We start from the raw sequence: 20,585 nt of genomic DNA, 5'->3' as shown, positions 1-20,585 counted from the left end.
GGGATGGTATGTCCCTTAGTTTTTTAATACTTCCGGCTCTCTTGTAAACTCCCGTTGAAATGAGTACTTTTCTTCAATATAAACCTGATGCCAAATCATGAACATAAGCACGGTCCAAATTTTCCGGCTGTAATCACCTTTACCCTGACAATGCTCATCTAATAACTTCAATAAATAGCTTTTATTGATTAAATGATCGGTCCCGCTTTCACGGATAGTAGATTTCGCCCATTCATTCATTTCATCCTTCAGCCAATGGCGAATCGGCACAGGAAACCCCAGCTTTTTTCGATCTAATACATGATCCGGCACAATACCCTCTACTGCTTTTCTTAAAATATACTTTGTTGTTCCATTTGCTGTTTTTAGACTATCAGGTATTTTGGAAGCAACTGCAAAAACCGACTTGTCTAAAAAGGGAACACGTAACTCTAAGGAATGGGCCATCGTCATTTTATCGGCCTTCAATAAAATATCTCCCCGCAGCCATGTATGAATATCAATAAACTGCATGCGGTTAACAGGGGCATACCCAAATGATTCTTGATAAAAAGGTTTAGTAATCTCCGTATAATTCAAACCTTCTTGATAAACATTCAGCAACTCCCGCTTCTGTTCTTCCGTAAACATTTTGGCATTCCCAATATAGCGTTCCTCCATTGGTGTTACCCCGCGTTCAATAAAGCTTTTCCCTTTTGTACCTTCCGGCATAACGGAGGACATCCATTTTAAGAATAATTTCACCACTCTTGGAACTTTATTAAAAACCTCCAGTGATTGCGGTTCTCGGTATATATTATATCCACCAAAAAGCTCATCCGCTCCTTCACCGGAGAGAACCACCGTCACATGCTTGCGCGCTTCACGAGCAACGAAATACAGAGGAACACAGGCCGGGTCGGCAAGAGGGTCGTCCATATGCCACATAATTTTGGGGAGTTCAGCCATGTATTCCTCAGGTGGAATCACATAACTGATATTTTCAACCCCAAGTTTATCTGCCGTTTCCTTGGCAACATCAATTTCACTGAATCCATTTCGTTCAAACCCAACTGAAAACGTCTTAATTGCCGGGTGAAATTCCCTTGCTAATGAGACAATAATAGACGAATCAATCCCTCCTGATAGAAAGGAACCGACTGGAACATCACTGCGCATATGAATTTTTACCGATTCAGTTAGTACATCCTTAATTTCTTTTATCAGATCCGACTCCGATCGGGTAATAGGATGAAACTTCGCTTTCCAGTACCTTTTTATTTCCATCGGATTTCCAATTCTTTTTGTGAAAAAATGTCCAGGCTCTAATTTTTTAATTCCTTCCGATAAGGTTTCCGGTTCTGGGACAAATTGATAGGTAAAATAGTGCTGCAAGGCATTATAGTTCAGAACCTCATTTTTACATGCAAGCAAAATACTCTTTTTCTCGGAAGCAAAGAAGGTTCTTCCATTCTCTTCAAAATAGAAAAATGGCTTAATGCCAAAGGGATCCCGTGCTCCAAAAATCCGCTGTTCCTGTTTGTCCCAAATAATAAAGGCAAACATACCACGAAGTTTTTCAACAGCTTGCTCTTTTAAATGACTGTAAAGAGCAACAATGACCTCCGTGTCAGAACTTGTGGCAAATTCCATTCCTTCCAATAAAAGCTCTTCACGTAATTCAACATAGTTATATACTTCACCATTAAAAATAATCCAATAACGTTCATTTTCAAATGTTAATGGCTGGTGCCCACTCTCAATATCAATGATACTTAAGCGGCGAAACCCAAATTGAACATATTCATCATGATAAAACCCATCATCGTCGGGTCCACGATGGGTAATGATATCATTCATCGTTTTAAATTGCTGTTTTTGTTCGTCCCGATAAACCTTTGGCTGATCATGGACACAGCCAATAAATCCGCACATCGTATCTCACCTGCTTCAATTAAAAAATAGATATTATCCAGTTTTCACCTGTTTAGGGTGACTTAAACATCCTATTCTTCTAACCGTTTATGTATGTGACGAAAAAAAAGAGAGTTACACTGTTATGTAACTCTCTTACTGGAAATGCTTATTGATTTGCTTGTTCGCGAAGGGCGTCAGCTTTGTCTGTACGCTCCCAAGGAAGATCAACATCTGTACGTCCGAAATGTCCGTAAGCTGCTGTTTGTTTGTAAATTGGGCGGCGAAGGTCAAGCATATTGATAATGCCTGCAGGGCGAAGGTCAAAGTTTTTACTTACTAATTCAACCAAAATCTCTTCGTTTACCTTACCTGTACCAAATGTATCTACGGAAATGGACACCGGTCTTGCTACACCAATAGCATAAGCAAGCTGTACTTCACATTTTTCAGCAAGTCCTGCAGCAACAATATTTTTTGCTACATAACGTGCTGCATAGGCAGCAGAACGGTCAACCTTTGTAGGATCCTTACCGGAGAATGCACCACCGCCATGACGAGCATAGCCACCGTAAGTATCAACAATAATTTTACGACCAGTTAGACCTGCATCTCCTTGAGGTCCGCCAATAACGAAACGGCCAGTAGGGTTAATGAAATATTTAGTATTTTCATCAATTAGTTCTTTTGGTACAACCGGATTAATTACATATTCCTTTAAATTACGCTGAATTTGCTCAAGAGCAATTTCAGGATGATGCTGAGTTGAAATAACAATCGTATCAATCCGAACTGGTTTATCATTTTCATCATATTCAACCGTTACTTGAGTTTTTCCATCTGGACGAAGGTATGGAAGAATCTCCTCTTTACGAACTTCAGTTAAACGGCGTGCTAGCTTATGAGCAAGTGAAATTGGAAGCGGCATAAGTTCTTTTGTCTCATTACAAGCAAATCCAAACATTAAGCCTTGGTCTCCTGCGCCAATTGCTTCAATTTGTTCATCAGACATTTGACCTTCACGTGCTTCAAGTGCCTGATCAACCCCCATTGCAATGTCAGGTGATTGTTCATCAATTGAGGTTAATACCGCACAGGTTTCGGAGTCGAAGCCATATTTTGCACGGTTATAACCAATCCCTTTAATGGTTTCACGAACGATTTTTGGAATGTCCACATAAGTAGAAGTGGTGATTTCACCGGCAACAAGGACTAATCCTGTTGTAACTGAAGTTTCAGCTGCAACACGTGCATTAGCATCCTTTGCTAAAATGGCATCTAAAATGGAATCAGAAATTTGGTCACAGATTTTATCAGGATGACCTTCGGTTACTGATTCAGAAGTAAACAAACGGCGTTTTGTTGACAATCTGAATTCCTCCTAAATTTATTATATGAGGTTATCTGTGCTGGCTTTTAAACCTTTTCCATTTAACCTCGGGCTGATACGGTACTCATTCCCTTAGTAGTATGAAATAAATACGGGCTTTTTATGAGAAAAACAAGCCCTTTGTACATTTTCAAGGGTAGAAATAAAAGATTACTGCACCAAAACAAAAAACCTTTCCATTTGAGGAAAGGTCAAGAGCATACTGTTTCCGCGCCTTTCACTCTTATCGTTCAAGGTCTAGCCTTGCTTCAGGTTTAGCACCTTTGCTAAGAAAATGACCAGTTTAAAAAGGAATATCCTTTTGTCGACTGCTTTCCTGAAAATAGCAGGTTGCTGGGTTTCATTGGGCCTGTCCCTCCACCAGCTCGGGATAAGAGAGTATCCGTTCAATTTTAAATCTTAACCTACCATGTCGAAGAATGTCAATCAATTTTTTCAAAAATAAACCAACAATAATATCAGCGAAAAAATCATTTTTTGTAAAAAATAATATTAATGAACATTTTGCCTAAATAAACGCATTAATTTATGAATAATGTATAAAATGTTAGATATTTTTCGAATTAGTATAGACTAATAAATTAAATGTGTTATACTTTTTATCAAGATGCAGTCCCTGCTAAAAAAACTAAAAAGGAAGGTCCCATCCAAATGAATTCTCTTCATATCCCTAATGAATTAAATCAATTATTAGATGAAAAAAATGTTCAAATCCAACTATCCGTTCCACAATTGGTAGAGAAAGTATTAAGCCGTAATGAAGGAACTTTAACCTCATCAGGTGCTATCAGTGTAGCAACTGGTAAATATACTGGACGTTCTCCTCACGACAAATTTATTGTTGCTGAAGGATCTACAAAGGATAAAATTGATTGGGGAAACAATCAGCCTATTTCTGAAGAAGCATTCACAAACCTTTACAATAAAGTGCTTGACTATTTAAAAACAAAAGAAGAAATTTATGTTTTTAAAGGATTCGCCGGGGCAGATAAAAAATCCCGCCTGCCAATCCAAGTGGTTAATGAGTATGCATGGCATAACCTATTTGCCCATCAATTATTTATTCGTCCAAATGCAGAAGAGTTATTAACACACGAATCTGGCTTTAATGTCATTTCCGCACCAAATTTTAAAGCAAATCCGGCTGTTGATGGGACAAAATCCGAAACATTTATTATTATTTCTTTTGAACGCCGTACTGTCTTAATCGGTGGTACAGAATATGCGGGAGAAATGAAAAAGTCCATTTTCTCTGTCATGAATTATTTACTTCCTGAAAACAATATTCTTTCCATGCACTGTTCTGCCAATGTAGGCCAAGAAGGTGATGTCGCTTTATTCTTCGGTCTTTCTGGAACAGGTAAAACAACATTATCAGCAGATCCAAATCGCAAATTAATTGGTGATGATGAACATGGCTGGTCTTCTAATGGAGTTTTTAATATTGAAGGCGGCTGCTATGCTAAGACCATTAATCTTACTCGTGAGAAAGAACCGCAAATCTTTGATGCCATTCGTTTTGGAACTGTGTTAGAAAATGTCATTACGAATCCTGAAACAAGAATTCCTGATTATGATGATAACACATTAACAGAAAACACACGTGCAGCTTATCCAATTCAAGCGATTGATAACATTATTGAGCCAAGCATAGCTGGACATCCAAATACAATCGTCTTTTTAACGGCTGATGCATTCGGCGTACTGCCTCCAATCGCTAAATTAACAAAGGAACAAGCAATGTACCACTTCTTGAGCGGTTATACATCGAAGCTTGCCGGTACAGAACGTGGAATCACTTCACCACAGGCTACATTCTCAACTTGCTTTGGGGCGCCATTCCTGCCGCTACCTGCAAAACGTTATGCAGAAATGCTTGGTGAGAAAATCCTTGAACACGGTGCAAATGTTTTCCTTGTAAACACAGGCTGGACTGGTGGAGAATACGGTGTTGGCAACAGAATGAAGCTTTCCTATACAAGAGCAATGGTTCAGGCAGCTCTTGAAGGTGAATTAAATCATGTTGAAACTGTTCAGGATAAAATCTTTGGTCTGCATATCCCGCTTCACATTGCAGGAGTTCCAGACGAGGTGCTTCAGCCGAACAAAACATGGTCAGACGCACATGCATATGAACTAAAAGCAAAAGAATTAGCTGAACAATTCCGTCAAAACTTCAAAAAGTTTTCATCTGCCGCAAGCGATATCGAAGAAAAAGGCGGACCAATCGCATAATATGAAAAAAGAGATGCCACTCGTAATGAATGGCGTCTCTTTTCTTTTATGGATTAAGGTTTATCTGCGGTAACGCACTTTTATCTGCGATAAGGGAGCACTTATCTGCGTTACTGAATGATTTATCTGCGATAAACACGATTTTATCTGATTTTTCATAAAAGAAAAAGCAAAAGGACAAAAGTCCCCCTGCTTAATTCGTTGAATTCAATGAAATTAATTGGTACGTAATTTTAGTCGTTTTCTCCTGCCATTCCACTTTCCGAATAACCGCTGTTCCATTCGAATCACTTTGTATCGTTTTTCGAACCTCAATAGGAATATCAATTGGATAGAGCCTGTATCCTTCTTTTACTAAATAAAACAGATTTTCTTCTACCCGCTTTTCGTTTCCTTTTGTCACTATCATCGTGTTTAATTCAAGAGGCATGCCCATATGATCCACTCCTCTGCTAATTGGTTACTTCCATTCTATCATCTTTTGATTTGCCTTTTCATCCAATTCGTTAAATCTTGGACAATTTTTCGATTTACACCTGGAGGAAAGTAATGGGTGTAAGACTCAAAATACCAGGCCTCTACAGGTTTGTTTAAAGCTTTCAGCCTCCGTTCAAGACGATATGCGTGTTCAACCGAAACATTATGATCATTCACTCCATGGATAATTAAAACAGAGGCTTCTAAATCCTCTATTTTAAATAGGGGAGTCCGTTCCTCATATCGCTCAGGAAATTTTTCGGGTGTACCGCCAATCACCCTTTTCATCATTCTACGTAAATCAGTGCGCTCATAATAGGTTAAGGCCATATCACTTACTCCTCCCCATGTAACCAGGGATGCTGCCTCTGGAAATTGAATTCCTGTTAAGAGCGCCATTACCCCCCCTCGTGAAAAACCAAAAATATGAATATGCTGAACCTTGGGAAGGGATTTTAGGAGCAAAAAGGCCGAAAAAGCATCCTCCCTGTCTTTACCGGCAAAATCCTCATTCCCTTCTCCGCCCTGATTTCCCCGGTAAAATGGCGCAAAAACAATAAACCCTTCGGCTGCAAACTGAGCAATTCTAGCTGGTCTAACTTTTCCAACATTTTTAATCCCACCGCGTAAATATAAAAATCCCTCATTTGTTTTTTCAAATTTCGGCTCTGCCAGCAATCCTTTCACCTTTAATCCATTTGAAAGGTAGGTAACCAGCTTTAGCTCAACATTCGGATTTGGGGAGGGAAACCGATCCATTTCAATGATTTTTCCTGTATCTGCATTCACCCTAACCACTCCCTTTTTATTTGACTATGCTAAACTTGTCTGTTTATTTCCGCTCCAATCAACAGGGTTAAAAAATTAACAATGTTCTTTAACACAGCCTTTTATTAAAAAATATTGTAACTGGGCATTCACACATTTTTTCCCTTTTCATACGATATCGTAGGCAAAAGCAGCCCAGATTTTTGAAGATTAGGAGGTTTAACATGAAAAAATGGCTAAAATTCAGTTTCTCAACGCTTCTTATTGCTATTCTTATGTTTTCACTTGCAGCCTGTAATAATGATACTACGAAGACTAAAAAACTGGAAAAAGTTCGGTTAGCTGAAGTAACCCGGTCGATTTTTTATGCCCCTGAATATGTTGCCCTAGAAAAAGGATTTTTCAAAGCTGAGGGATTGGATGTAAAACTGACGACTACCTTCGGTGGCGACAAAACCATGACGGCATTGCTGTCCGGTGGAACAGATATTGCACTTGTCGGTTCAGAAACTTCCATTTACGTTTATGCCCAAGGAGCAGATGATCCGGTGATAAACTTTGCTCAACTAACACAAACAGATGGAACATTTCTCGTTTCCAGAGAAAAAATTGATAACTTTTCATGGGATATGCTGAAAGGAAAAACCTTCTTAGGACAGCGTAAAGGCGGTATGCCTCAAATGGTGGGGGAGTTTGTTTTAAAGAAACACAGAATTGATCCGCATAAAGATTTAAATTTAATTCAAAACATTGATTTCGCAAATATTTCCAGTGCTTTTGCTTCCGGGACTGGTGATTTTGTCCAATTATTCGAGCCAACCGCCAGTATTTTTGAAAAAGAAGGAAAAGGCCATATCATCGCTTCGTTCGGCACCGAATCAGGTCATGTTCCCTATACCACTTTTATGGCAAAGCAAAGTTATATGAAGGAGCATAATGCAACAGTTGAAAAATTCACGAGAGCCATTTATAAAGCTCAACAATGGGTGAAAACGCACAGTACTGAAGAAATTGCTAAGGCCGTTCAGCCTTATTTCCAGGACACGGACTTTGAAATTATTAAAATGGTGGTTGATCGATATAAAAATCAAGGCTCTTTTGCTACAGACCCCATCCTTGATAAGGAAGAATGGAATAATCTCCAAAACATTATGAAAGAGGCCGGGGAACTGCCAAAGCAAGTTGATTACAAAACATTAGTGAATACAAGCGTTGCAGAAAAAATCATTCAAAAATAAATACACCAAGGCTCTTTTAAAACTATTTTAGGAGGCGGTCCGATGAGTTTCTTAACCATTAATGAAATCCATCATACCTATTTGACAAAAAACTCCGTGACCACGGCCCTCTCCGATGTTTCGTTAAAAATCGAGGAAGGGGAATTTGTCTCCTTTCTCGGCCCAAGCGGCTGTGGAAAAACAACCCTTTTGTCCATTATTGCCGGGTTACTTAAACCAACCCAAGGGACGGTGCTTCTCGAAAATAAGCCTATATCTTCGAACAACAATGAAATTGGCTATATGCTTCAGCAGGATTACCTGTTTCCTTGGAAAACAATTGAGGAAAATATCCTATTGGGACTAAAATTATCAAACCAGCTGAATGAAAAGTCGAAAACGAAAACATTACAGCTTTTAAATCAAATCGGTCTAAAAGGTGTGGAGAAACAACTGCCAAAACAATTATCTGGGGGAATGAGGCAGCGTGCTGCACTCGTTCGAACATTAGCAACAGAGCCTAAGCTATTGATGCTGGATGAACCCTTTTCAGCACTTGACTATCAAACAAAGTTAAAATTAGAGGATTTAGTCTCTAACACATTAACAGAGTTAAACAAAACAGCCATCCTTGTTACACATGATATTGGTGAGGCCATAGCCATGAGTGATCGGGTATTTTTGTTTTCAGCAAGACCTGGCGAGCTCCATCAAACTTTTCAAATTCCAAATGAGCTAAGAAATTTATCCCCTCTTGAAGCCCGTAACCACGAATTATATTCCAACTTATTTGAGTTGATATGGAAGGAGTTGGAGTCCCTTGAATCCTCATAAAGTAAAACAGCTTCACCAGGAATACCTACACTACTTAAAGGTTGAAAATAGATGGGTACGATTTTATCAGCTGTTAATTTTCCTCTTATTTTTTATAGGTTGGGAAGTTGCAAGCAGACTCCATTGGGTTGATCCGCTCATTTTTAGTTCCCCTTCCAAAATTGGGTTATTATTTTGGGATAAAATTCAAGATGGAACATTGCTTGATAACACGATGGTCACATTAACTGAAACCATTTTCGGTTTTATTTTAGGGACATTACTAGGCACTATTATGGCTGCAATATTATGGTGGTCCCCGATGATTTCAAAAATTTTCGATCCATATCTTGTAATCTTAAATGCGCTACCAAAAGTTGCCCTTGGTCCCATTTTAATTGTTGCTTTAGGTCCGGGTTATCCTTCGATTATTGCTATGGGAGTCATCATATCTGTTATTGTGACAACCATCGTAATCTATACATCCTTTCGCGAAGTTGATCCGAACTATATAAAAGTCCTGCAAACATTTGGTGCCACTCGTTTTCAATGCTTTAAAGAAGCGATTCTGCCGGCCAGTTTTCCAACGATTATCTCAACCTTAAAGGTAAATGTCGGATTATCATGGGTAGGGGTAATTGTAGGAGAATACCTTGTATCAGCTAAAGGATTGGGGTATTTAATTATTTACGGCTTTCAGGTGTTTAATTTTACATTAGTGATGCTGTCACTCCTTGTTGTTGCTGTCCTAGCAACCATTATGTACCAGTTAGTAGACTATATTGAGAAAAAACTGATTAAAGAATAGCGAAAAAATATCGCTATTCTTTTAATTTTTTCATGCCTCTCATGCAAATACAATCGTTTTATTTCCATGAACAAGTACTTTATCTTCAACATGCCAGGAAACCGCTTCAGCAAGAACCCTTTTTTCCACATGGCGCCCGGCCGTCTTTAGATCCTCAACTGTAAAACGATGATTAATACGCTGTACATCTTGTTCGATGATTGGTCCTTCATCAAGATCGTTCGTTACATAGTGGGCAGTTGCGCCGATTAACTTCACACCTCTGTTAAATGCTCTCACATAGGGATTGGCACCAACAAATGCCGGTAAGAAAGAGTGATGGATATTAATGATTTGATTCGGGAAATGAGAAATAAAATTCGGTGAAAGAATTTGCATATATCTTGCCAATACAATGAAGTCTACCTTTCCATCTAATAGTTCTAATGCTTTATGTTCGGCCTCTTCTTTTGTTTCATGAGACATTGGAATATGATAAAAAGGGATGCCATAACTTTCAACTTCCTCTTTTAAATTGGGATGATTACTGATTACCAAAGGGATGTCCACCGGGATTTCCTTTGACTTCCACCGCCAAAGAAGCTCGGTGAGACAATGATCTGCTTTGGAAACAAAGATAGCCATTCGCTTCTTTTTTTTATTCGTGCTTAACTGCCAATCTAAAGCATGCTCCTCCCCCATCATATGAAGATCTTGTTCAAGTTTTTCAAATGCAGAATCTAATTCTTCCAAATCAAACTCAATCCGCATGAAAAATATACCAGAGTGCGGGTCTGTTGTATGTTGATCAAAATGGACAATATTTGCTTTGTGTTCTAATAAAAAATTCGTTACGGTTGAGATAATACCTGGCTTTTCTGGACAAGAAATTAATAGTACCGCGCGATTTAGCTTTAACTTTGTGATCATTTCCGCTTCCACCATCCTTTATGCATGAATTGCCATTCCATCTACAGCTAGTGCTGCTTCACCGATTGCTTCGGCTAATGTAGGATGTGGATGGATTGTATGGGCAATATCCATTGCAGTTGCATTTAATACACGGGCAAGACCAAACTCGGTGATCATATCTGTTACATGAGGCCCCACCATATGAGCTCCTAACAGTTTATTTGTTCCTTCTTCAACAACAAGTTTGACAAATCCGTCTGATTCACCAAAAACGAGTGCCTTGCCGATTGCACGAAATGAGAATTTACCGGTTTTTACTTGAAATCCTTTTTCCTTTGCTTCATCTTCTGTTAGTCCAACACTGGCTACTTCAGGACTGCAGTATACACATTTTGAAACAAGAGTTGGGTCAAGTGCATTTGGACTTTCTCCAGCTATATGTTCAATAGCAATGATTCCTTCATGTGAAGCGACATGAGCAAGCTGCAAGCCTCCAATAACATCACCAATTGCGTATATGTTCGGTTCTTTTGTTTGATAGGAATCATTTGTTTTAATAAAGATTCCATTCATTTCAATGGCAGTTTTTTCAAGTCCAATTCCTTCTGTGTTTGGCAATCTCCCTACGGATACTAAAAGTTTATCTGCAGAAAATGATGTTTCTTTCCCTTTATGCTCTGCCTTTATCGAAACACCATCACCTTTTTCAAGCGTTTCTGGGAGAACTTTTGCCCCTGTGACGATTTTTACGCCTTTTTTCTTTAGTAAGCGCTGGATTTCCTTTGAAACATCTTTATCTTCTGTCGGTAAAATACGATCAGCATATTCAAGCACAGTAACCTGTGTACCGAAGTCCACTAGCATAGATGCCCATTCAATTCCAATCACCCCACCGCCAACAATAATGATGGAATTTGGAAGTGTTTCCATTTCCAGAGCTTCATCTGATGTCATCACATACTTTTCATCTGCTTCTAAGCCATAGAATGTTCTAGGCCGGGAACCTGTCGCAATTAAAATATTCCGCGGACTAATAATGATTTCTCTGCCCTCATTGTTCAATTCAACTAAAACATCTTTTGACTCCAAGATACTGCCTTTTCCATCATAAACATCGATTTTTCCTTTTTGCATTAGATGTTGGATCCCCTTAAAAAGACGTTCCTGGATTTCTTCTTTCCGAGCTTGTACTTTTGAAAAATCAAGTCCAATTTCAGGGGCAATTACCCCAAACCGCTCTGCATTTTTTGTTTGAGAATATAATTCTGCACTTCTTAATAAGGCTTTGGTTGGGATACACCCAGCATGAAGGCATGTTCCACCGATTTTCCCTTTTTCAACAACCGCTGCTGTTAAACCTAATTGAGATGCACGAATGGCAGCCACGTATCCTCCAGGCCCGCCGCCGATAATAACAACATCATATTCTTTTGTCATTTTCGTTTCTCCTTTCCACCATAACAACACCAATAATACCTACCGGAAAACTTTGATTATAAGTAATAAAAATCAGGGGATGCTCCTTGCATTTTAAGGCATATTCAGAATCCCATTAATCGATTTCAATTGCGCAAGCACTTGAGGTAAAGCTGTCTCCAACTAGAAACCCCTGTTCAACTTGATAATCAATTTCTGTTTCTTCATCTAAATAGCGTTTAGTAAAACGATCCAGCCGAATTTGTATCCCATCCATCTCAATGCATAAATCGTTTCGACGCGGTTCATCAAAAACAATTGAAAACTTAACCGACATCCCGCAGCCCCCAGTTACATCCGCATCAATCCGGGGAATTTTTCCTTCCGTCTCAATCATCTCTTTAAGTTTGTCTATCGCCGCTTCTGTTACTTTTAACTTCATAGGATGCCCCTCCTTTTCTCCTATTTGCCCTTATCGCACATTCGCTTTTGCTGCATTGACCTGTTCATCTGCATGATAGGAGGAGCGAACGAGCGGACCCGCTTCGCAATGACTAAAACCTTTTGACATGGCGATTACTTTTAGTTCTTCAAATTCTTGCGGACTCCAGTATTTTTGTACTTTTAAATGTTGTTTAGTAGGCTGCAAATACTGTCCAATAGTCATAATGTCCACATTATTCGCGCGAAGATCATCCATTGTTTCGATAATTTCCTCTTTCGTTTCTCCAAGTCCGATCATAATGCTTGATTTTGTTGGAATAGCAGGATTCATTTCTTTTGCGCGCCGTAAAAATTCAAGGGATCGCTCGTATGTAGCCCTGGCACGAATTTTTGGTGATAAACGTTTCACTGTCTCAATATTGTGATTTAAAATATCTGGCTTTGCATCCATTAAGGTTTTTAAATTTTCATATTTACCATTCATATCAGATGGTAGGACTTCAATGCTGCAAAATGGATTACGTCGCCTTACAGCTCTTACCGTTTCAGCAAAAACCCCGGCTCCTCCATCTTTTAAATCATCACGTGCAACCGCGGTAATCACAACATGTTTTAATCCCATCAACTCCACTGATTCTGCCACGCGCTCTGGCTCTTCCCAATCAAGCTCTGTCGGAAGCCCTGTTTGAACGGCACAGAATCGGCAGGCACGTGTACATACACTTCCTAAAATCATAAAGGTTGCCGTTTTTCGCGATGCCCAGCATTCATGAATGTTCGGACATTTTGCTTCTTCACAGACTGTATGAAGCCTTTTTTCACGCATCATCGATTTTAAGCCAGTATACTGATCATTCGTATTTAATTTTATCTTAAGCCATTCCGGTTTACGTACATACTCAGTTGCCATCTTATTCACTCCTATGAACGGAACATATAATCTGCTAAACGTGAAAATTATCTGTGCGGAGGTATCCCCGCACAGATGGAAGATTTCTTTATACGTTTACAGGTTCTTTTTCTTTTACTGCCGATTCCTCTTTTTTATATCGTAAAATTGGTTGTCTCGCTGCCTGTACTTCATCCAATCGGCCAATCACCGTTGTATGTGGTGCATCTAATACGATACCTGGGTTTTCTTCTACCTCTTTGGCAATTTGAATCATCACATCCGCAAATGCATCCATTGTTTCCTTTGACTCTGTTTCTGTTGGTTCAATCATCAAACACTCCTCAACATTTAGCGGGAAGTAGATGGTTGGCGGATGATATCCAAAATCAAGCAGACGTTTGGCCATGTCAAGTGTTCTGACCCCCAGCTTCTTCTGTCTTGAACCGGATAATACAAATTCATGCTTGCAAATTTGTGAATATGGTGCATCAAAATAAGGCTCAAGTCTTTTACGAAGGTAGTTCGCATGAAGGACAGCCCCTTCAGAAACTTCACGCAATCCTATTGGTCCCAATGTACGAATATAAGTGTATGCACGAACCAAAATTCCAAAATTTCCATGATAGCCTTTTACACGACCAATAGATAATGGATAATTTGAATTCAACACAAATTTATCACCGTCTTTTTCAACGCGTGGTACAGGTAAATAAGGAAGAAGGAATTCCTTAACACCAACAGGACCTGCACCAGGACCTCCACCACCGTGTGGACCCGTAAATGTTTTGTGAAGATTTAAATGCACGATATCGAAGCCCATTGATCCTGGAGTTGTTTTTCCTAAAATCGCATTGGCATTCGCACCATCATAGTATAGTAATCCGCCTGCTTCATGAACTACAGCAGCAATTTCTGCGATTTCTTGTTCAAATAAACCAAGTGTATTAGGGTTTGTTAACATTAATGCAGCGGTATCACTATCAACATGTTTCTTTAATTCATCTAAGTTAACTAATCCATTTTCGTTTGATGGAATCGTTACTGTCTTAAATCCTGCAACGCTCGCACTAGCAGGATTTGTGCCATGAGCGGAGTCTGGAACAAGAACTTTCTTTCTAACTTCACCTTTTTGCTCATGGTAAGCTTTAACCATCATTAATCCAGTCCATTCACCTTGAGCACCTGCAGAAGGTTGTAATGTTACTGCATCCATACCAGTGATTACAGCTAACTCTTCTTGTAGATTATATAAAAGCTCTAATGCACCTTGTACAGTTTCGCTTGGTTGATATGGGTGAATACGGCTTAACCCTGTTAGTCGTGCCACATCTTCGTTAATTTTCGGATTATATTTCATCGTACAAGATCCAAGAGGATAGAATCCATTATCAATCCCATGGTTTTTATTTGAAAGTGCAGTATAGTGACGAACAAGTTGAAGCTCAGATACTTCAGGTAGTTCTGCTGCTTCATCACGAATTAAATGTTTTGGAAATTTATCTTGTAAATCAACACTTTCAACATCACTTTTCGGAAGGCTGTAACCTACACGACCTGAACGACTGATTTCAAAAATTAGATCATTATATTCAACCATTTACAACAGCCTCCAATGCTTCTACAAATTTGTCTATCTCTTCTTTTGAACGTTGTTCTGTTACCGCAATCAGCATTTGATTGTCAAATCCGTAATCAATTCCTAAGTCATACCCACCAATGAGCCCTGATTCAAGAAGTTTAGTGTTTACTTCTTTAACCGGGCGTGGAAGTTCTACAACAAATTCATTGAAGAATGATGATTTGTTTAAAACGTTAAAGCCTTTGTTTTGAAGAGACTTTGCCATGTAGTCAGCTTTCTCAATATTTTGCTGTGCCATTTCACGAACACCATTCTTTCCTAATGCTGACATGCAAATAGAAGAGGCAAGAGCATTTAGTGCTTGGTTTGAACAAATATTAGAAGTCGCTTTATCGCGGCGAATATGCTGCTCGCGAGCTTGCAAGGTTAATACAAATCCTCGTCTTCCTTGTTCGTCATGAGTTTGCCCTACAATACGTCCTGGAATTTTACGCATATATTTTTGTTTAACTGCAAAATATCCGCAGTGCGGGCCGCCAAAGGACATTGGAACACCAAGCGGCTGCATATCTCCGACAACAATATCTGCTCCAAGTTTACCAGGTGATTGTAATAGAGCTAATGCTAGTGGGTTTGAACTTACGATGAAAAGAGCACCAACTTCATCAGCGATATTCTTAATTGCTGTCAAATCTTCAATAGAACCAAAGAAGTTTGGATATTGAACAATAACAGCAGCCGTGTCTTTATCTACTTGTGCTTTAAGTTGTTCTAAGTCTGTTACATCTGTAGCAAGACTTACTTCTTCAACTGAATATTCTTGACCCTTTGCAACAGTGTTTAAAATTGCACGTGATTCAGGATGAACAGCTTTTGAAATCACTACTTTTGAACGTCTTGTAGAAGCAATAGCAAGTGAGGCCGCTTCTGCAAGTGATGTAAAGCCATCGTACATGGAGGAGTTGGCCACATCCATTCCTGTCAACTCACAAACCATCGTTTGGAATTCAAAAATTGCTTGTAATTCCCCTTGGCTGATTTCTGGTTGATATGGTGTATAAGCAGTATAAAATTCTGAACGTGAAATCATATGATCAACAACACTTGGAATGTAATGATCATATGTACCCACGCCTAGAAAAGTTGGATATTGATTTGCATTTAAATTACTTGCAGCAAGTTGGTTCATTTTTTTCATTAAAATAGGTTCTGGATCCGCTTCTGGAATTGTTAATTCACCTTTTAAACGAAGTTCAGATGGAATATCTTCAAATAATTCTTCAATTGAAGACATTCCTAAGAAATCGAGCATTTCCTTTTTATCTTGTTCCGTATCAGGGAGATATCTATAAGTATTCGCCATCTTATTCCTCTCCTTCTTCATTGATAAATGCTTTGTACTCATCTTCATTTAAAAGGGATTCAAGCTCTTCTGGAACCGACATTTCCACTTCTACCAACCAGCCTTTACTGAATGGATGTTCGTTAATTGTCTGAGGAGCATCTTCTAACTCTTCGTTGATCCGGACTACAGTACCCGATACAGGAGCGAAAATTTCAGAAACGGCTTTAACCGATTCGATTGTTCCCATTGATTCATCCGCTGTTACTTCATCATCCACTTGCGGATTTTCCACAAATACAATATCTCCCAACTGTTTTTGTGCATAATCAGAAATCCCGATTCGTACTCGATTTCCGTCTAACTTTAAAACCCACTCATGTTCCTTGCTATATAGTAAAGTTGCAATTGCTTGTGTCATAATATTTTCTTCCCTTCAACTGTTAATTAGAATTTAATAAGTTTAAAAATCACTTTTAAGTATGTTTGTTTAATCAGCCTTTATGCCTTACCCCAGGTTGAGAGTCTGCCAGAGTATCTTTATTACTCTATTAACCTCTTTTATAAAATGGTGTTTTCACAACAACGGCATCAATCAGCTTGTTACGGATTTCCACTTTTAATGGTGTCCCCACTTCAGCATGTTCCGCAGAAATTAAAACAAGTCCAATGCTTTTCTTTAAAGATGGTGATTGGGTTCCAGATGTAACAACACCGATTTCCTCTCCAGCTTCTGAAACTACCTTATAACCGTGACGCGGGATCCCTCGTCCAGTTACTTCAATCCCTACAAGCTTTCGTTTTAAACTGGCTTCTTTTTGGGCGATAAGTGCAGCCTTCCCAATAAAATCGGATTCTCTTTTCAGTTTTACGGCAAAGCCAATTCCTGCTTCAAGCGGACTGATATCACTTAACAGTTCTTGACCATAAAGTGCCAGACGTGCTTCTAATCGAAGTGTGTCACGTGCTCCAAGTCCACATGGCTTTAAGCCGTCCTCACTTCCTGCATCTAAAAGCTTTTCCCAAAGGGTTTCCGCTTGATCAGCAGCTAAATATAGTTCAAAACCATCTTCTCCTGTATAACCCGTGCGAGATACAAGTACATCTGTTACCCCGTCTAGATTGACATGTTGAGCAAATTTAAATGCGCCAATTTCTGATAAATTGATGTCAGTTAATTTTTGAACGATACTTTCAGCCTTTGGACCTTGGATGGCAAGCTGAGCGATTTCATTCGAAATATTTTGGAGCGTCATCTCCCCTTTTGCCTGTTGCTTCATCCAGTCAAAATCTTTCTCTATGTTAGCCGCATTAATGACGAGTAAATATTTTTCATTGTCTAATTTATATACTAATAAATCATCGACCGTTCCGCCGTCTGGGTAGCACATTGCGGTATATTGTGCTTGATTGATGCTAAGCTTGGTTACATCGTTTGTAACCAAGTAGTTAATGTAACTCTCTGCATCTTTTCCTTCAATGAGCACTTCACCCATATGTGAGACATCAAAAAGTCCTGCCTTTATTCGGACCGCCTCATGCTCATCTAAAATACTGGAAAACTGTACCGGAAGTGCCCAGCCGCCAAAGTCAATAACCTTCGCACCATGCTTACCATAAGTTTCAAAAAGTGGTGTTTGTTTTAATGCTGTATCGATCCCCATTGTTATACCTCCTATAATTTCCTACAAAAAAGCCGTTCCTTTACCTGTTTACCTGTTTCTGTCGTTGCCAGTCCTCCAAGAGCTGTTTCCCGAAGTGTCCTAGGCATATCTTTCCCAACCCTATACATCGCTTCAATGACTTCATCACAAGGAATCCGGCTTTCAATCCCGGCAAGGGCCATATCGGCTGCTGAAAACGCAATGGAAGTCCCAATCACATTTCGTTTAATGCAAGGCACTTCAACAAGGCCAGCCACCGGGTCACAAACCAAACCCAAAAGTGATTTCATGGCAATAGCAGTGGCATTCACGGCTTGTTGTGGTGTGCCTCCTTTTAGCTCAACGATTGTTCCGGCAGCCATGGCTGTTGCCGATCCTACTTCAGCCTGACACCCTCCTGCTGCTCCAGAAATAAAGGAACGGTTTGCAATGACTAACCCGAGCATACTTGCTGTAAACAAGCCCATAACTAAATCTTTAAAAGGCGTACCATCATTTTTATGAAGTGAAAACAAAACTCCAGGTAAAATGCCGGCTGCTCCGGCAGTTGGCGTTGCTACTATGACCCCCATCCGGGCATTACCTTCAGAGGTTGCCAATGAAAAGGCCATTGCATTACTTATATAATTTCCTGACAGAGCCTTTCCTTGACTCATGTATTCATACATTTTCACGGCATCACCACCGGAAATTCCACTTGGTGCAGCGGAGTCATCTTTGATACCGCTGTCGACAGCTTCTTTCATTTTGAGCAAACGCTCTTCCATCATGGCAATAATGACTTCTTTGTCTCTACCTGTTTTTTCTGCTTCTATCTTCAACATCATTTCGCCAATTGTTTTTTGCTCTCTTTCACAAGCTTCGATCAGCTCTCTCATGGACTGAATATCCATCATATTGCCTCCATAAGTTCTTTCCTAATTGGTTGATAATGACGAGCAAGGGCTGTAAAATCTTCGCCTGCACTCAAACGTATATGAACCATCTCGTCGTCAATCATAAAAATCTTGGATAAGCCGCCGCCGAGTGATACTCCGCCAACTTTAACAACATAATCGCCGCACTTTGCTGTTACAATTGTTATATTTGGATGATCGTAATACTCACAACTTTCCGCAAATTCAAATTGGTACTGCATGCCAGATTCCTTAGCCCATTCCAATGAATTTTTAATGCGTGAATCATCAGTATCCATCCCAAGTAATCCTCCGAGAAGTGCCTTATCTGTTCCATGACCTTGATAGGTTTCGGCAAATGAATCATAAAATACAATATTTGCTTCTTGTGGATAATCGCCTAACAATTCGTAGATAAACTTTCCGATTGATACCACTCCAGCTGTATGAGAACTTGATGGTCCAACCATTATCGGACCGATAATGTCAAAACAACTCTGAAATTCCATCCCAATTTTCCCCTTTCTTACACTGTTACAGCTTGTTGAAATAACGGATAGGCTCCACAAATCGTTTTTGTTGTTTCCTTTGCTTTCTCAAGCACGACTTTGTCCCCTTTACTCTTCAGAACAGCGGCAATGACTTTCCCGATTTGCACCATTTCTTCCTGCTTCATTCCGCGTGTTGTCAGAGCTGCTGTTCCCATCCGGATCCCGCTCGTAACAAACGGCTTTTCCGGGTCAAATGGAATCGTATTTTTATTTACGGTAATGCCCGCTTCTTCTAATAATTTTTCTGCTTCTTTTCCTGTTAAATTCCACGGACGTAAATCTAAAAGAACGATATGATTATCCGTTCCCCCAGAAACAAGGGCAGCACCTTCATTTTTTAATGTTTCGCCAAGTGTTGCTGCATTTTCAATGACCTGTTTTGCATATTCCTTAAAGCTTGGCTGCAGTGCTTCATTGAAAGCAACGGCCTTGGCCGCAATTATGTGCATGAGCGGACCGCCTTGTATCCCTGGGAACACTGATTTATTAATGGCCTTTATGATGTCTTCATCGTTGGTTAAAATTATTCCGCCGCGCGGACCTCGGAGCGTTTTATGCGTAGTGCTTGTTACAACATCGGCAAATGGAACTGGTGATGGATGAAGACCAGCTGCAACAAGTCCTGCAATATGTGCCATGTCCACCATGAATTTTGCACCAACTTGATCAGCAATTTGTCTAAAGCGTGCAAAATCAATTACTCTAGGGTAAGCACTTGCCCCCGCAATGATCAATTTTGGTTTTTCCCTTTTTGCAATCTCTTCTAGTTCATCATAGTCAATCAATTGAGTGTCCTCTCTCACACCATAGGAGACGATTTCAAACCATTTTCCTGAAACGCTAACAGGGCTCCCATGAGTTAAGTGCCCGCCATGTGAAAGGTTCATCCCCATGACCTTGTCACCAGGCTGCAACAATGCGTAGAATACTGCAAAATTTGCTTGTGCACCTGAGTGTGGCTGAACATTTGCATATTTTGCTCCAAACAGCTTTGTTAGGCGATCAATCGCTGTATTTTCTGCTATATCAACAAATTCACATCCACCATAGTAACGCTTTCCTGGATAGCCTTCAGCATATTTATTCGTCATCACACTTCCCATTGCTTCTAATACATCTTGGCTTACAAAGTTTTCAGAAGCGATTAACTCCAATGTTTGATGCTGACGCTCCTGCTCTTTCTTAATTGCTTCAAAAATAGTTGAATCATTTTGTTGTAATCCCATTTCTAGTCCTCCTTTTAATGGTTCAACTACCCTTTGATGTTTCAAACATGGAATTTATCTTGCTAATTACTGAAGATTTTTAT

General features: G+C 39.6%; 19 protein-coding genes and 1 riboswitch. Of the genes, 4 read left to right on the top strand and 15 right to left on the bottom strand.

The window, feature by feature from the left end; genetic code table 11:
- Positions 1 to 15: 15 nt before the first annotated feature.
- Positions 16 to 1,914 (bottom strand): asparagine synthetase B family protein, encoded by a 1,899-nt coding sequence (gene asnB, locus ACFQZ9_RS16450; RefSeq protein WP_498944624.1) that lies wholly within the window; start codon positions 1,912 to 1,914, stop codon positions 16 to 18.
- A gap of 148 nt (positions 1,915 to 2,062) precedes the next feature.
- Positions 2,063 to 3,262: a methionine adenosyltransferase gene (gene metK, locus ACFQZ9_RS16445; protein WP_133334271.1), complete on the bottom strand. Its 1,200-nt coding sequence runs from the start codon at positions 3,260 to 3,262 to the stop codon at positions 2,063 to 2,065.
- 241 nt (positions 3,263 to 3,503) lie between these two features.
- Positions 3,504 to 3,660: riboswitch (SAM riboswitch) on the bottom strand.
- 274 nt (positions 3,661 to 3,934) lie between these two features.
- Between metK and pckA the strand changes: the two genes are divergently transcribed.
- The gene (gene pckA, locus ACFQZ9_RS16440) at positions 3,935 to 5,518 is read left to right on the top strand and encodes a phosphoenolpyruvate carboxykinase (ATP) (protein ID WP_498944623.1); all 1,584 of its coding nucleotides are present in this window, start codon (positions 3,935 to 3,937) and stop codon (positions 5,516 to 5,518) included.
- A gap of 193 nt (positions 5,519 to 5,711) precedes the next feature.
- On the opposite strand, the gene ACFQZ9_RS16435 is transcribed toward pckA, so the two are convergent.
- The gene (locus ACFQZ9_RS16435; protein ID WP_026572121.1) at positions 5,712 to 5,954 is read right to left on the bottom strand and encodes a DUF2584 domain-containing protein; all 243 of its coding nucleotides are present in this window, start codon (positions 5,952 to 5,954) and stop codon (positions 5,712 to 5,714) included.
- Between the two features lie 38 nt (positions 5,955 to 5,992).
- Positions 5,993 to 6,754, bottom strand: coding sequence for an alpha/beta hydrolase family protein (locus ACFQZ9_RS16430; protein WP_498945177.1), 762 nt, complete (start codon positions 6,752 to 6,754; stop codon positions 5,993 to 5,995).
- Positions 6,755 to 6,987: 233 nt separating this feature from the next.
- On the opposite strand from ACFQZ9_RS16430, the gene ACFQZ9_RS16425 reads away from it, so the two are divergent.
- The 3 genes from ACFQZ9_RS16425 to ACFQZ9_RS16415 are packed head-to-tail and all read left to right on the top strand — an operon-like array spanning position 6,988 to position 9,601.
- Positions 6,988 to 8,001: an ABC transporter substrate-binding protein gene (locus ACFQZ9_RS16425; RefSeq protein ID WP_498944622.1), complete on the top strand. Its 1,014-nt coding sequence runs from the start codon at positions 6,988 to 6,990 to the stop codon at positions 7,999 to 8,001.
- Between the two features lie 42 nt (positions 8,002 to 8,043).
- Positions 8,044 to 8,814: an ABC transporter ATP-binding protein gene (locus tag ACFQZ9_RS16420; RefSeq protein ID WP_198309491.1), complete on the top strand. Its 771-nt coding sequence runs from the start codon at positions 8,044 to 8,046 to the stop codon at positions 8,812 to 8,814.
- Entirely contained in the window at positions 8,801 to 9,601 is an 801-nt protein-coding gene (locus ACFQZ9_RS16415) for an ABC transporter permease (protein WP_198309492.1), read from the top strand. Before ACFQZ9_RS16420 ends, ACFQZ9_RS16415 begins: the two co-directional genes overlap by 14 nt.
- Positions 9,602 to 9,640: 39 nt before the next feature.
- On the opposite strand, the gene purU is transcribed toward ACFQZ9_RS16415, so the two are convergent.
- The 11 genes from purU to glyA form a co-directional block, all read right to left on the bottom strand.
- Positions 9,641 to 10,510, bottom strand: coding sequence for a formyltetrahydrofolate deformylase (purU, locus tag ACFQZ9_RS16410; protein WP_498944621.1), 870 nt, complete (start codon positions 10,508 to 10,510; stop codon positions 9,641 to 9,643).
- 18 nt (positions 10,511 to 10,528) lie between these two features.
- Positions 10,529 to 11,929: a dihydrolipoyl dehydrogenase gene (gene lpdA / locus ACFQZ9_RS16405; RefSeq protein ID WP_498944620.1), complete on the bottom strand. Its 1,401-nt coding sequence runs from the start codon at positions 11,927 to 11,929 to the stop codon at positions 10,529 to 10,531.
- Between the two features lie 115 nt (positions 11,930 to 12,044).
- Positions 12,045 to 12,350: an iron-sulfur cluster biosynthesis family protein gene (locus ACFQZ9_RS16400; protein ID WP_498944619.1), complete on the bottom strand. Its 306-nt coding sequence runs from the start codon at positions 12,348 to 12,350 to the stop codon at positions 12,045 to 12,047.
- A 30-nt stretch (positions 12,351 to 12,380) separates the two neighbouring features.
- Positions 12,381 to 13,262 (bottom strand): lipoyl synthase, encoded by an 882-nt coding sequence (gene lipA / locus ACFQZ9_RS16395; protein ID WP_198309496.1) that lies wholly within the window; start codon positions 13,260 to 13,262, stop codon positions 12,381 to 12,383.
- An 88-nt stretch (positions 13,263 to 13,350) separates the two neighbouring features.
- Positions 13,351 to 14,841: a glycine dehydrogenase subunit 2 gene (gene gcvPB, locus ACFQZ9_RS16390; RefSeq protein WP_498944618.1), complete on the bottom strand. Its 1,491-nt coding sequence runs from the start codon at positions 14,839 to 14,841 to the stop codon at positions 13,351 to 13,353.
- Positions 14,834 to 16,186 (bottom strand): aminomethyl-transferring glycine dehydrogenase subunit GcvPA, encoded by a 1,353-nt coding sequence (gene gcvPA / locus ACFQZ9_RS16385; RefSeq protein WP_498944617.1) that lies wholly within the window; start codon positions 16,184 to 16,186, stop codon positions 14,834 to 14,836. Before gcvPA ends, gcvPB begins: the two co-directional genes overlap by 8 nt.
- A 1-nt stretch (position 16,187) precedes the next feature.
- The gene (gene gcvH, locus ACFQZ9_RS16380; protein ID WP_026572110.1) at positions 16,188 to 16,586 is read right to left on the bottom strand and encodes a glycine cleavage system protein GcvH; all 399 of its coding nucleotides are present in this window, start codon (positions 16,584 to 16,586) and stop codon (positions 16,188 to 16,190) included.
- A 130-nt stretch (positions 16,587 to 16,716) separates the two neighbouring features.
- A complete protein-coding gene (gene gcvT / locus ACFQZ9_RS16375; protein WP_498944616.1) occupies positions 16,717 to 17,829 on the bottom strand; it encodes a glycine cleavage system aminomethyltransferase GcvT in 1,113 nt (370 codons plus the stop codon).
- An 11-nt stretch (positions 17,830 to 17,840) separates the two neighbouring features.
- Entirely contained in the window at positions 17,841 to 18,722 is an 882-nt protein-coding gene (gene sdaAA / locus ACFQZ9_RS16370) for an L-serine ammonia-lyase, iron-sulfur-dependent, subunit alpha (protein WP_198309500.1), read from the bottom strand.
- Positions 18,722 to 19,234, bottom strand: a complete 513-nt coding sequence (locus tag ACFQZ9_RS16365; protein WP_498944615.1) for an L-serine ammonia-lyase, iron-sulfur-dependent subunit beta — start codon at positions 19,232 to 19,234, stop codon at positions 18,722 to 18,724. The genes sdaAA and ACFQZ9_RS16365 overlap by 1 nt, the downstream gene beginning before the upstream one ends.
- Positions 19,235 to 19,251: 17 nt before the next feature.
- On the bottom strand, positions 19,252 to 20,502 hold the full coding sequence (gene glyA, locus ACFQZ9_RS16360) for a serine hydroxymethyltransferase (protein WP_498944614.1): 1,251 nt from the start codon (positions 20,500 to 20,502) through the stop codon (positions 19,252 to 19,254).
- Positions 20,503 to 20,585: the final 83 nt, after the last annotated feature.

The sequence above is a fragment of the Neobacillus sp. GCM10027624 genome (assembly GCF_042675345.1).
Taxonomy (GTDB): Bacteria; Bacillota; Bacilli; order Bacillales; family Cytobacillaceae; genus Neobacillus; species Neobacillus cucumis_D.
This window is presented reverse-complemented; position numbering and strand designations above follow the sequence as displayed.

What these genes read in the sequence shown, in the direction of transcription:
- sdaAA (WP_198309500.1), bottom strand. Translation starts at nt 18,722, where the DNA reads ATGGATATTCAGTCCATGAGAGAGCTGATCGAAGCTTGTGAAAGAGAG.
- purU (WP_498944621.1), bottom strand. Translation starts at nt 10,510, where the DNA reads ATGATCACAAAGTTAAAGCTAAATCGCGCGGTACTATTAATTTCTTGT.
- glyA (WP_498944614.1), bottom strand. Translation starts at nt 20,502, where the DNA reads ATGGGATTACAACAAAATGATTCAACTATTTTTGAAGCAATTAAGAAA.
- ACFQZ9_RS16400 (WP_498944619.1), bottom strand. Translation starts at nt 12,350, where the DNA reads ATGAAGTTAAAAGTAACAGAAGCGGCGATAGACAAACTTAAAGAGATG.
- ACFQZ9_RS16420 (WP_198309491.1), top strand. Translation starts at nt 8,044, where the DNA reads ATGAGTTTCTTAACCATTAATGAAATCCATCATACCTATTTGACAAAA.
- pckA (WP_498944623.1), top strand. Translation starts at nt 3,935, where the DNA reads ATGAATTCTCTTCATATCCCTAATGAATTAAATCAATTATTAGATGAA.
- ACFQZ9_RS16425 (WP_498944622.1), top strand. Translation starts at nt 6,988, where the DNA reads ATGAAAAAATGGCTAAAATTCAGTTTCTCAACGCTTCTTATTGCTATT.
- lpdA (WP_498944620.1), bottom strand. Translation starts at nt 11,929, where the DNA reads ATGACAAAAGAATATGATGTTGTTATTATCGGCGGCGGGCCTGGAGGA.
- ACFQZ9_RS16435 (WP_026572121.1), bottom strand. Translation starts at nt 5,954, where the DNA reads ATGGGCATGCCTCTTGAATTAAACACGATGATAGTGACAAAAGGAAAC.
- ACFQZ9_RS16365 (WP_498944615.1), bottom strand. Translation starts at nt 19,234, where the DNA reads ATGGAATTTCAGAGTTGTTTTGACATTATCGGTCCGATAATGGTTGGA.
- gcvPA (WP_498944617.1), bottom strand. Translation starts at nt 16,186, where the DNA reads ATGGCGAATACTTATAGATATCTCCCTGATACGGAACAAGATAAAAAG.
- gcvH (WP_026572110.1), bottom strand. Translation starts at nt 16,586, where the DNA reads ATGACACAAGCAATTGCAACTTTACTATATAGCAAGGAACATGAGTGG.
- ACFQZ9_RS16430 (WP_498945177.1), bottom strand. Translation starts at nt 6,754, where the DNA reads ATGGATCGGTTTCCCTCCCCAAATCCGAATGTTGAGCTAAAGCTGGTT.
- lipA (WP_198309496.1), bottom strand. Translation starts at nt 13,262, where the DNA reads ATGGCAACTGAGTATGTACGTAAACCGGAATGGCTTAAGATAAAATTA.
- gcvT (WP_498944616.1), bottom strand. Translation starts at nt 17,829, where the DNA reads ATGGGGATCGATACAGCATTAAAACAAACACCACTTTTTGAAACTTAT.
- asnB (WP_498944624.1), bottom strand. Translation starts at nt 1,914, where the DNA reads ATGTGCGGATTTATTGGCTGTGTCCATGATCAGCCAAAGGTTTATCGG.
- gcvPB (WP_498944618.1), bottom strand. Translation starts at nt 14,841, where the DNA reads ATGGTTGAATATAATGATCTAATTTTTGAAATCAGTCGTTCAGGTCGT.